The sequence below is a fragment of the Actinomadura logoneensis genome (assembly GCF_003428695.1).
Classification (GTDB): domain Bacteria; phylum Actinomycetota; class Actinomycetes; order Streptosporangiales; family Streptosporangiaceae; genus Spirillospora; species Spirillospora logoneensis.
The window spans coordinates 1-11,751 of the sequence record NZ_QURH01000319.1 but is presented as its reverse complement, the minus strand read 5'-3'; the positions used below and the strand labels follow the sequence as shown (position 1 = coordinate 11,751).

The 11,751-nt window shown below is 73.4% G+C and carries 9 protein-coding genes; all 9 read left to right on the top strand.

What is annotated here, in order from left to right:
- Window positions 1-1,109: AAA family ATPase (locus tag DZF91_RS20185; RefSeq protein ID WP_147341229.1), on the top strand; the 1,109-nt coding region annotated here is incomplete at its 5' end.
- A gap of 164 nt (window positions 1,110-1,273) precedes the next feature.
- Window positions 1,274-2,233 (top strand): glycoside hydrolase family 16 protein, encoded by a 960-nt coding sequence (locus DZF91_RS20180; RefSeq protein WP_117359020.1) that lies wholly within the window; start codon window positions 1,274-1,276, stop codon window positions 2,231-2,233.
- A gap of 175 nt (window positions 2,234-2,408) precedes the next feature.
- Entirely contained in the window at window positions 2,409-3,569 is a 1,161-nt protein-coding gene (gene ftsY, locus DZF91_RS20175; protein WP_117359019.1) for a signal recognition particle-docking protein FtsY, read from the top strand.
- A 295-nt stretch (window positions 3,570-3,864) separates the two neighbouring features.
- Window positions 3,865-5,325: an ammonium transporter gene (locus tag DZF91_RS20170; protein ID WP_117359018.1), complete on the top strand. Its 1,461-nt coding sequence runs from the start codon at window positions 3,865-3,867 to the stop codon at window positions 5,323-5,325.
- On the top strand, window positions 5,322-5,660 hold the full coding sequence (locus tag DZF91_RS20165) for a P-II family nitrogen regulator (protein WP_117359017.1): 339 nt from the start codon (window positions 5,322-5,324) through the stop codon (window positions 5,658-5,660). Before DZF91_RS20170 ends, DZF91_RS20165 begins: the two co-directional genes overlap by 4 nt.
- Before the next feature lie 71 nt (window positions 5,661-5,731).
- On the top strand, window positions 5,732-8,236 hold the full coding sequence (locus DZF91_RS20160) for a [protein-PII] uridylyltransferase (RefSeq protein ID WP_117359016.1): 2,505 nt from the start codon (window positions 5,732-5,734) through the stop codon (window positions 8,234-8,236).
- A gap of 133 nt (window positions 8,237-8,369) precedes the next feature.
- A complete protein-coding gene (gene ffh, locus DZF91_RS20155; protein WP_117359015.1) occupies window positions 8,370-9,926 on the top strand; it encodes a signal recognition particle protein in 1,557 nt (518 codons plus the stop codon).
- 920 nt (window positions 9,927-10,846) lie between these two features.
- The gene (gene rpsP / locus DZF91_RS20150; protein WP_117359014.1) at window positions 10,847-11,293 is read left to right on the top strand and encodes a 30S ribosomal protein S16; all 447 of its coding nucleotides are present in this window, start codon (window positions 10,847-10,849) and stop codon (window positions 11,291-11,293) included.
- A 1-nt stretch (window position 11,294) separates the two neighbouring features.
- Window positions 11,295-11,537, top strand: coding sequence for an RNA-binding protein (locus tag DZF91_RS20145; protein ID WP_026414632.1), 243 nt, complete (start codon window positions 11,295-11,297; stop codon window positions 11,535-11,537).
- Window positions 11,538-11,751: the final 214 nt, after the last annotated feature.

The window sequence follows — 11,751 nt, the reverse complement described above, 5'->3', positions numbered from 1 at the left end:
GGGCCCGCCGCGAACGCGAGGAGCGCGCCCGCGCCGCCCGCCGCCGCGCCCGCCGCGAGCAGCAGGCCAGGATCGCCGAGGCGGTGCACCGGGGGTCGCTGGTGGCGCTGGAGCGGATCGAGCGCTCGCTCGCGACGGCCGTGACGCAGCGCGAGGCGGCGGAGGAGGCGCGTGCCGCCCGCGAGTCCGAGCTGCGGGTGATCCGCACCCAGGTGCGCGAGCTGTCGTCGATGCTGGAGCGGCTGGTCAACGTCGTGCACGGCAACGAGGTCGCGCGCGCCGAGCAGCGCCTGCGGCTGGAGCAGATGGAGCAGCGCGCGCTGGAGGAGTTCGGTCTGGAGACCGACGCGCTGGTGAACGAGTACGGGCCGGACCAGCCCGTCCCGCCGGGTCCGGAGGCCGCCGAGGACGCGCGGCCGGTCCCGTACGACCGCGCGGTCCAGGAGAAGCGGGCGAAGAAGGCCGAGCGGGAGCTGAACCAGCTCGGCAAGGTCAACCCGCTCGCGCTGGAGGAGTTCGCGGCGCTGGAGGAGCGGCACGCGTTCCTGACCTCGCAGCTCGAGGACCTCAAGAAGACCCGCCGGGACCTGCTGCTGGTCGTCAAGGAGGTGGACGACCGGGTGCAGGAGGTGTTCGCGTCCGCCTACGCCGACACCGCGCGCGAGTTCGAGCGGATCTTCGCGCGGCTGTTCCCCGGCGGCGAGGGCAGCCTGTCGCTCACCGAGCCGGACGACATGCTCACCACCGGCGTCGAGGTCGCGGCGCGCCCGCCGGGCAAGAAGGTCAAGCGGCTGTCGCTGCTGTCGGGCGGCGAGCGGTCGCTGGTCGCGATCGCGTTCCTCGTCGCCGTCTTCAAGGCCCGCCCGTCGCCGTTCTACGTCCTGGACGAGGTGGAGGCGGCGCTCGACGACACCAACACGCAGCGGCTGATCACGGTGTTCGAGGAGCTGCGCGAGTCGTCCCAGCTGATCGTCATCACCCACCAGAAGCGGACGATGGAGGGCGCGGACGCGCTGTACGGCGTGTCGATGCGCGGCGACGGCGTCACGCAGGTGATCAGCCAGCGGCTCGTCCGGGACGAGCCGGAGGCCCGGGGCGCCGCCGTTTAGCCCGCCGCCGTTTTGTCTGCCGTACCTGAAATCCGGAGAGAATGGCGGCGAAGGGACATAAGCCTCAAGGATCGGGGCGGACTTTACCTCTGGATGGCTTTCTTTCCCGAGAATCGATGAATCGGGGGAGGTGGCATCTAAGCCGGATTTCGTAGTGTTCTCACGTGCCCGAACGGCTCAGGTCGCTGATCATCGCCGTCACCGTTCCGGTCAGCCTGGTCGTGCTGGCCGGACCGGCGTGCCACGGGGTGACGGTCCGGGGGATCCGGGACGCCGCCGGACGGCTCACCCTGGGTGACATGCGCCTGTTCCCGCTGCACGAACGGCTCCACCCGCGCGGCCACGGCCACGGACGGCGCCATCCGCACGACGGCGGCCACGGCCCGCGCCACCGGCGTGGCCGAGGCCACGCCCGGCACCGTCCGCCTCCGCCGCGCACGGCCGCCGCCCGGTTCCACTGGGGACGGCCGGTCGCGTCCGACGACTTCCGCTCCGGCCACCTCGACCGCCGCGCCTGGGAGGTCTACGACGGGCCGGGCCAGGGCGGTGCCGGACGCCGCAGTCCGCGCGCCGTCAGCGTCCGCGGGGGCGTCCTCACGATCACCGGTCGGCCCGACGGCACGACGGGCGGGCTCGGCTGGAAGCGCGGGCGGCAGCGGACCGGACGCTGGGAGGCGCGCGTCCGGATGTCCCGTGCCACCGCCGCCTACCACCCCGTCCTGCTGCTGTGGCCCACGCACGCGCGCGGCGGAGCGGCCCCCAGAGGCGGTGAAGGCGAGGTGGACTGGCTGGAGGTCGCCGACGACGGCACCCGCCGGCAGGCGCAGTTCTTCCTCCACTACGGGTCCACGCGCAAGGACAGGCGGCTGTGGGGGCGGGTCAGTGTGGACATGACGCGCTGGCACGCGTTCGCCGTCGAGTGGACGTCCACCTGGATCAGCGGCTTCGTGGACGGCAGGCGCTGGTTCCACACCACGCGCCGTGCCGCCCTGCCGCGCGGGCCGATGGGGCAGGCCGTCCAGCTCGACTGGTTCCCCCATGACGCTCGGCACACCGCCCGCGGCGTCCGGCGGCACGCCCCCGCCACCTTCCAGGTCGACTGGATCCGCATGTACCGGCGCTGACAGCGCCTCCACCGCCGGGCGTCCGGACGTCCGCGCCCGGGACCGCGCCCGCACGACGGCGTCGCTGATCAAGCGGTCCTCCGACCGGCGCGGACGGCCGGAGGCGGCCTCGACCGGCGCGTCCGCGGTGCTGGGGTACGGGGCATCGGCGGCCGTCTGGAAAACTGGACCCGCTATGGAATATGTGATCCTCATCGCCGGGCTGGCCGTCCTCGCGTTGATCGTGGGCGGCGTGATGTTCTTGCGGCCCGGCCGCCGCAAGCCCCAAGCTCCCGTCGAACCAGCGGAGCGGCCCGACATCCGGCCGGGCGGGACCACCACCGCGCCCCCGGAGGAGGATCAGGCCGCCCCGCCGGTCGAACGGGCCCCGCCCGCGCCCACCGCGCCGCCCAAGCCGGAGATCGAGGTCCCGCCGCCGTCGGCCGGCCGCCTGGTCCGGCTCCGCGCCCGGCTCGCCCGGTCCCAGAACACCTTCGGCAAGACGCTGCTCGGCCTGCTGTCGCGCGACCACCTAGACGACGACGCCTGGGACGAGATCGAGGACACCCTGATCGGCGCCGACATCGGCGTCTCGGTCGCCCGGCAGATCACCGACGACCTGCGCACCCGCGTCCAGGTGCTCGGCAGCCGCACGCCCGACGAGGTCCGCGCCCTGCTGCGCGAGGAGCTGGTCAAGCAGATCGGCCCCGACCTGGACCGCTCGCTCCGCACCGACCGGCACGGCGAGAAGCCCGCCGTGCTGATGGTCGTCGGGGTCAACGGCACCGGCAAGACCACCACCACCGGCAAGCTCGCCCGCGTCCTGGTCGGCGACGGCAAGACCGTCGTGCTCGGCGCGGCCGACACCTTCCGCGCCGCCGCCGCCGACCAGCTCCAGACGTGGGGCGAGCGCGTCGGCGCGCAGGTCGTCCGCAAGGGCGAGGGCGCCGACCCGGCGTCGGTCGCGTTCGACGCGGTCAAGCAGGGCATCGACACCAAGGTCGACACGGTGATCATCGACACCGCGGGCCGCCTGCACACCAAGACCGGGCTGATGGACGAGCTCGGCAAGGTCAAGCGGGTCGTGGAGAAGCAGGCCGCGGTCGACGAGGTGCTGCTCGTGCTGGACGCCACCACCGGCCAGAACGGCATGCAGCAGGCCCGCGTGTTCGCCGCGGTCGTCAACATCACCGGCGTCGTGCTGACCAAGCTGGACGGCACCGCCAAGGGCGGCATCGTCGTGCAGGTCCAGCGCGAGCTGGGCGTCCCGGTCAAGCTCGTCGGCCTCGGCGAGGGCCCCGACGACCTGGCCCCGTTCGAGCCCGGAGCGTTCGTGGACGCCATCCTCGGCGACTGACCGTCCCCGTGGTTCGAGGCCCCACCGGTTCACCGACCGGTGGGGCCTCTTGCTTTTCCGGGGCCGCCGGAAAAGGCCTCTGCTCGGCTGGAAAGAGGTCGCTCGGCTGGAAAGAGGTCGCGGGCGGGCCTCATCCCGCTGTCCGGGACGGGCAGGCGGTGAGGATTCCGAAACACCGCCGCAACACGCCGTGACGGGGTTTCACACCCTCGAAACACGGGAGCCGAACAGGCGAAACGGCCACGCCGGAATCTTTTGCCAGTTCACGTTCCCGGTCGAGGAGGCACCCACCGCGATGAAGATCGATACAGGCGCGACGGCCTGGATGCTGGCCGCCACGGCGATGGTGCTGTTCATGACCCCCGGACTGGCGTTCTTCTACGGCGGCATGACCCGGGCGAAGAGCGTGCTGAACATGATGATGATGTCGTTCGGCAGCATCATCAGCGTGACCGTCCTCTGGGTGCTCTTCGGCCACTCCGTCGCGTTCACCGACAACGGCAGCTCGGCCGTCAACAAGGTCCTCGGCGGGTTCGACGCCGTCGGGCTGAAGGGCACGGTCACCGCGATCCAGCAGGGCACCAGCCCGGACCACAACATCCCGCTGCTGGTCTACTCGGCCTTCCAGCTCACCTTCGCGATCATCACGGTCGCGTTGATCAGCGGCGCGATCGCCGACCGGGCGAAGTTCGGCGCCTGGATGGCCTTCACGGTGGCCTGGGCGTCCCTGGTCTACTTCCCGGTCGCGCACTGGGTGTGGGGGACGGGCTGGCTGAACAAGCTCGGCATCGAGGACTTCGCGGGCGGGACGGTCGTGCACGTCAACGCCGGTGCGGCGGGGTTGGCGCTGGCGATCGTCCTGGGTAGGCGGCGCGGCTGGCCCAAGGAGCCGATGCGCCCGCACAACCTGCCGTTCGTCCTGCTGGGCGTGGCGATCCTGTGGTTCGGCTGGTTCGGCTTCAACGCGGGTTCGGAGATCGGCGTCGACACCACCACCGGCCTGGCGTTCATGAACACCCAGATCGCGACGGCGGTCGCGGCCGGCGCGTGGCTGGTCGTGGAGAAGCTGCGGGACGGCCACGCCACCACGCTCGGCGCGGCGTCCGGCGCGGTCGCCGGGCTCGTCGCGATCACCCCGGCGTGCGGCTTCGTCGACCCGTGGGCCTCGGTCGTCCTCGGCCTGGTCGCGGGCGCGGTCTGCGCCTACGCGATCGGCCTGAAGTACCGCCTCGGCTACGACGACTCCCTCGACGTGGTCGGCGTGCACCTGGTCGGCGGCGCGATCGGCGCGGTCTCGCTGGGCTTCCTGGCCGCCTACCCGGCGCTGTCCTCGCAGCACAAGGGCCTGTTCTACGGCGGAGGGCCGTACCAGCTCGGAATGCAGGCGCTCGGCCCCGTCGTGATCGGCCTCTACTCGTTCGGGATGGCGTGGGTCATCGGCACCGTGATCGACAAGACGATGGGCTTCCGGATCGACGAGGAGGACGAGGCGACCGGCGTGGACCTCACGACGCACGCCGAGACCGCCTACGATCTCGCCCCGGCGGGTGCCGGCTCGGTCCGCACCGGCCACGCGTCCGCGCTGCCGGGCCACGGGCTCGCGACGCCCGGACGCACGTCCGGAGGGCCCGGATCGTCCGAGCCCTCCGGGTCGGAGTCCGCCGGGTCCGAGCCCGCCGGGCCGGAACGCGCGGCCTCCGGTTCCGTTGCCGCAGGCGGGTCGTCCGCCGAGAAGAAGGTCGAGGCCCAGCAGTGAAGCTCATCACCGCGGTCATCAAGCCGTTCAAGCTCGACGAGGTCAGGGCCGCGCTCGAAACCTTCGGGGTGCGGGGCCTCACCGTCAGCGAGGCCAGCGGCTTCGGCCGCCAGAAGGGCCACACCGAGGTCTACCGGGGCGCCGAGTACAAGGTGGACCTCGTCCCCAAGCTCCGCGTCGAGGTCCTGGTGGACGACGAGGACGCGCAGGACATCATCGACGTCATCGTCAAGGCCGCCCGCACCGAGAAGATCGGCGACGGCAAGGTCTGGGCCGTCCCGGTGGACACGGTCGTGCGCGTCCGCACCGGCGAGACCGGCCCGGACGCCCTGTAGGCGGCGGCCGAGTGCCCCGGGAGACGCCTTCCCCACCGACCCGCCGCCCCGCGGCGGCCCCCGCCGTCTCCGTGCCCAGCGTCGCGCACGGAGACGGGGCGGGACCCGGAGGCCGGGCACGTGCGGTCCTGTCCGCCGCACGTGCCGCCCGGGCGGCCGAACTCGACGGCCGCCTGACCGCTCTGTTCACCGCCGCCGCCAGCCCGCCGCTTCCCGACGGACGCGCCGTCGCGCCTGGGTCGCCGATCCCGGCGGACGCTGCGCTGGTCTCGGCGGACGCTGCGCTGGTCGCCGTCGGAAGCCACGCCCGCCGTGAGCTGACACCGGGCGGCGACCTCGACCTCGTGCTGCTGCACCGGGGACGCCCCGACGTGGCGGAGATCGCCGACCGCATCTGGTACCCGATCTGGGACGCCGGCCTGCGTCTCGACCACTCCGTCCGGACCGCCGACGAGGCGCGCGCCGTCGCCCGCGACGACATGAAGGCCGCGCTCGGGCTCGTCCGGACCGCCGACGAGGCGCGCGCCGTCGCCCGCGACGACATGAAGGCCGCGCTCGGGCTCCTCGCGCCGCGCCTCATCGCCGGTGACCGCACCCTCGTCGAGGAGGTGCGCACGGCCGTCCTCGCCGACTGGCGCGCCGACGCCCCGCGCCGCCTGGCCGAGCTCGGCGCGCTGTCCCGCGAGCGCTGGGACGCGCACGGCGAACTCGCGTTCCTGCTGGAAGGCGACCTGAAGGAGGCGCGCGGCGGACTCCGCGACGTGCAGGTCATGCGGGCCGTCGCCGCGTCCTGGGTCGCCGCCGCGCCGGACGGCCGGATCCGCGCGGCCAACGACCTGCTCCTGGACGTCCGGCACGCGCTGCACGCCACCACCGGGCGGACGTCCGACCGGCTCGTCCTCCAGGAGCAGGAGGCCGTCGCCGCGGCCCTCGGCCTGCTCGACGCCGACGTCCTGCTGAGGGCGGTCGCCGAAGCCGCCCGGATGATCACGCACGCCGACGACCAGCTCTGGCGCCGCGTCGACCGGTTCGTCCGGCGGCGCACCGGCCCCACCGGGCGGCGCGGCTCCCGGCGGCCAGTGGGGGACGGCGCGGTCGAGCAGGACGGCGAGGTCGTCCTCGCCCGCAACGCCGACCTCGACGACCCCGCGCTGGTCCTGCGGGTCGCCGCGGCGGCGGCGCAGAACGGACTTCCGCTCGCTCCCGCGACCGTGGACACGCTCGCCGGGAAGGCCGCGCTCCCCGGCGCCCCGTGGCCGCCCGCCGCCCGCGACGCGCTCGTCTCGCTGCTCGGCGCGGGTCCCGCCGCGATCGCCGTCTGGGAGGCCCTCGACCAGGCCGGGCTCGTCGTCCGGCTGCTGCCCGACTGGGAACGTGTCCGGAACCGGCCGCAGCGCAATCCCGTCCACCGCTTCACCGTGGACCGGCACCTCGTCGAGACCGCCGCCGGAGCCGCCGCGCTCACCCGCGAGGTGGCCCGCCCCGACCTGCTGCTCGCGGCCGCGCTGCTGCACGACATCGGCAAGGGCTGGCCCGGCGACCACTCGGTCTCCGGGGCGGTCGTGGCGCGCGACGCCGCCGCCCGGATGGGCTTCCCGGCGGACGACGCGAAGGTGCTGGAGACCGTCGTCCGGCGGCACCTGCTGCTCCCGGAGACCGCCACCCGCCGCGACCTCGACGACCCGAGGACGATCGAGACCGTCCTGGAGGCCGTCGCCGTCCCCGGCGTCCCGGGCCGGGAGCGCGACGTCCTCGAACTCCTCGCCGCGCTGGCCGTCGCCGACGGGCAGGCCACCGGCCCCGGCGCCTGGGGTTCCTGGAAGGCCCGCCTGGTCGCCGACCTGGCCCAGCGCGCCCTGACGTCCCTCGCGGGCGGGACGCTGCCGCCCGCCCCGGCGCTCGGCCCGGAGACCCTGGCGCTGGCCAGGCACGACGGCGCCGCGGTCCGCGTCCAGGGCACTCGCGTCACGATCACCGCGCCCGACCGGCCAGGGCTGCTGTGGCGGGCCGCGGGCGTCCTGGCCCTGCACCGCCTCGCCGTCCGGACGGCCCGGACCGTCTCCGCGACCACCCCGCCGCCGCCCTCCGCACCGGCCTCGCCCGAGGTTGCGACCGGGGCGGCGGACGGCCCGGGGCCGCAGCGGAGCCAGGGAGCGAACGCTGTGCTCGATTTCACGGCCGTCCCCGAGTTCGGCGAGCCGCCCGACCCGGCCGCGCTGGAGTCCGACCTGCGCCGGATGCTGGCCGACCGGCTCGACGTCGCGGCGCGCCTCGAACGCCGGGCGAGGTCCGTCCAGATCCGGCCCGGCGCGTCCGTCCCGCCGCCGCGCGTGACGATCCTCCCGGACGCCTCGGCGACCGCGACCGTCGTCGAGGTCCGCGCCCACGACCGGCCCGGCCTGCTGTGGCGGGTCGGCCAGGCGCTGGGCGAATGCGGCCTCCAGGTGGTCGCCGCCCGCGTCGACACCCTGGGCGCCGAGGCCGTGGACGTCTTCTACGTCGTGGACGCCGCGGGCCGTCCGCTGGGGAAGTCGGCCGCGTCCGTCCGGGACCACGTCCTGGCGTCCCTCCACTGATCACGACGAGCCGGGACGAGCCGGACGGAGAACGGCGCGGGGCGAGGCGGAAGAACGGGCGGGGCGGGACCCGGCGCATGACCCGATAGTCTGATAGGCGATCCCACGAAGCTTTCCAAGGACGGGTCCACACGTGTTCGAGACGCTCTCCGACCGGTTGACGACGGTTTTCTCGTCGCTGCGCAGCAAGGGCCGGCTCTCCGAGGCCGACATCAACGCGACGGCCCGCGAGATCCGCGTCGCGCTGCTGGAAGCCGACGTGGCGCTGCCGGTGGTGAAGGACTTCATCGCGCGGATCAAGGAGCGGGCCGCGAGCGCGGAGGTCTCCCAGGCGCTGAACCCGGCCCAGCAGGTCGTCAAGATCGTCAACGAGGAGCTCATCGGCATCCTCGGCGGCGAGACCCGGCGGCTGAACCTGGCCAAGAACCCGCCGACCGTGATCATGCTCGCGGGTCTGCAGGGCGCCGGTAAGACCACCCTGGCGGGCAAGCTCGCCCGGCACCTGAAGAAGGAGGGCCACGCGCCGCTGCTGGTCGCGGCCGACCTCCAGCGCCCCAACGCCGTCCAGCAGCTCCAGGTCGTCGGCGAGCGGGCCGGGGTGCAGGTCTTCGCCCCCGAGCCCGGCTCCGGCGTCGGCGACCCGGTGGACGTGGCGCGCCGCTCCATCGAGCAGGCCCGGCACGCCCAGCACGACATGGTCATCATCGACACCGCGGGCCGCCTCGGCGTGGACGCGGAGATGATGCAGCAGGCCATCGACATCCGCGACGCGGTCAAGCCGGACGAGATCCTCTTCGTCGTCGACGCCATGGTCGGCCAGGACGCGGTGAACACCGCGCAGGCGTTCATGGACGGCGTCGGCTTCGACGGCGTCGTCCTCACCAAGCTCGACGGCGACGCGCGCGGCGGCGCGGCCCTGTCGGTGCGGCACATCACCGGCCGCCCGATCATGTTCGCGTCCACCGGCGAGAAGCTGGACGACTTCAGCGTCTTCCACCCGGACCGGATGGCCGGGCGCATCCTCGACATGGGTGACATCCTCACCCTGATCGAGCAGGCCGAGCAGGCGTTCGACGCCCAGCAGGCCGAGAAGATGACCACCAAGTTCGCGTCCGGCGAGGACTTCACGCTCGAGGACTTCCTCGAGCAGATGATGATGATCCGCAAGCTCGGGCCGATCGGCAACCTGCTCGGGATGATGCCCGGCATGGGCCAGGTCCGGGACCAGATCTCCCAGATCGACGACAAGGACCTGGACCGCGTCGCCGCGATCATCCGCTCCATGACGCCGGAGGAGCGCTCGAACCCGAAGATCATCAACGGTTCGCGCCGCGCCCGTATCGCCAAGGGCTCCGGCGTCCAGGTCGGCGAGGTGTCCAGCCTGGTCACCCGGTTCTTCGACGCGCAGAAGATGGTCCGCGCGATGGCCGGCAACATGGGCTTCCCGGGCATGCCCGGCCGCCGCCGCGCCAAGCAGGCGCAGAAGGCCGCCAAGAAGAAGGGCAAGCAGCGCAGCGGCGACCCGCGCAAGCGCGCCCTCGGCAAGCAGCCGGCCGACCAGCCCGCCGACGCGGCGCCCCAGGGCCTGCCGCCGGGCCTCGGCCAGCTCCCGCCCGGCCTCGCCAAGCAGCTCCCGCCCGGCTTCCAGATGCCCGACCTGGGCGACCTGGGCGGCGGCAAGAAGAAGTAACCCCACGCCTCACCCCGAACGCCGCGTCCCGCACCCGCCGGACGCGGCGTTCGCCGTCCGGCCGTCAGCCCGCCGATCCGACCGGACCACCGATCCAGCTCCGACCTACCGAGCCGCCTCCCGCCGCACGAGTCGCCTACCCAACCAGCCCCCACCCCGCCGAACCGGCTCCCGCCGCTCCGGCCCCACCGCCCGTCCGGCTCCCGCCGCTCCGACCCCACCGCCCGTCCGGCTCCCGCCGCCCCGGCACTACCGATCCGGCTCCCGCCGCGCCCCCGCCGATCCGGGTCACATGAACCACCGCGGCCCCAGCCTTTGCGATGGAACTAACACCGGCCCGACCAGCTGACCGTTCATCGCACATCCGCCCCAAGCGCCTCCGGTGCAAAGGGGCCTGGACGGCCCGTCGGTTCGGAGAGCGGGGGGAGCGGCGCGCCTGCCCCGGAACGGAGAGGGAGTGAGGGCCGGCAACGCCGCGACGGCCCGAGGCGGAGGGGGGCCGGAGAGCCAACAGCGCCCTGTCGTCCAGAAGCCGAGTGGGCTGGGGAAGGCCGGTAGCCGAGCGTCCGACGCGAGGTGTGAACGAGGCTCGGTGGACGGGTGGGCGGTTCGTGGTCGGGGATGCCCGTGCGCGCCGATTCGTCGTGTTTTCCAGCGTCCGTCCGGGCGTCCCGGACGTCCGTTCTGGACGGTACGTCCGTGCAGGTCAGGCGGGCTTTGCCCATCGAGTGGCCGCGTGTCATCGTCCGATTGCGCTTTTTCCGCGATCGTCTGGCAGAATGGCAGGCTGGAAACCCCGGAATCGCGCTGGCGCCCTCTCTCGTCCCGCGCGCCCGGAGTCCACGGAGCCTGCCGGTCACCGGTGTCCCCACCTGGTGCGGCCGGGCTCACCTGTATCAAGTCTGGAGAACACCACACCCGTGGCAGTCAAGATCAAGCTCAAGCGTCTGGGGAAGATCCGGAACCCGCAGTACCGGATCGTCGTCGCCGACTCCCGCACCAAGCGGGACGGTCGCGCCATCGAGGAGATCGGCCTCTACCAGCCCAAGCAGGAGCCGTCGCTCATCGAGATCGACTCCGAGCGCGCGCAGTACTGGCTGGGCGTCGGCGCGCAGCCGACCGAGCCGGTGCTGAACCTGCTCAAGGTCACCGGCGACTGGCAGAAGTTCAAGGGCGAGCCGGGCGCCGAGGGCACCCTGCGCAAGGCCGAGCCGAAGGCCGACAAGAAGGCCGTCTTCGAGGCCGCCGTCAAGGAGTCGATGGGCGACGTCGACGAGGCCGCTCCGGCCGCCAAGCCGAAGAAGAAGGCCGAGGCCAAGAAGTCCGAGGCCGACTCCGCCGAGACCGAAGTCAAGAGCGAGGACTGACGTGCTCGAAGAAGCGCTCGAGCACCTGGTGCGAGGGATCGTGGAGAACCCGGACGACGTCCGGGTCCGCGCCCGCCGCATCAGGGGCGGCCGGGTCCTGGAGGTGCGCGTGCACCCCGACGATCTCGGCAAGGTCATCGGCCGCAGCGGTCGCACCGCCAAGGCTCTGCGCACGGTCATCAGCGCCCTCTCCGGAGGCCGCTACGTGCGCGTGGACCTGCTCGACGTCAACGAGGTCCGCTGACCCCGTAAGGCTCGGGCGCGGGGCTCCCGCAGCGGACGGTCCGCCGTCCGCCCGACCGCGTGCGCCGGGGCCGTGCCTCGGCGCCCTCGTCCGGGAGCCCGCTTCACCGCCGTCCGAGTGACGGCGGCACCTGCCCCGCAAGGGGAGGACGTCACCAGGGCCCGCCCGCGGGCCCGACCACGATCCGAGCCGCCGCGTCGCCAGCCGACGCGGC

Bases quoted from the DNA above. Each gene is read 5' to 3' on its own strand.
- ftsY (WP_117359019.1), top strand. From the start codon at position 2,409: ATGGAATATGTGATCCTCATCGCCGGGCTGGCCGTCCTCGCGTTGATC.
- DZF91_RS20170 (WP_117359018.1), top strand. From the start codon at position 3,865: ATGAAGATCGATACAGGCGCGACGGCCTGGATGCTGGCCGCCACGGCG.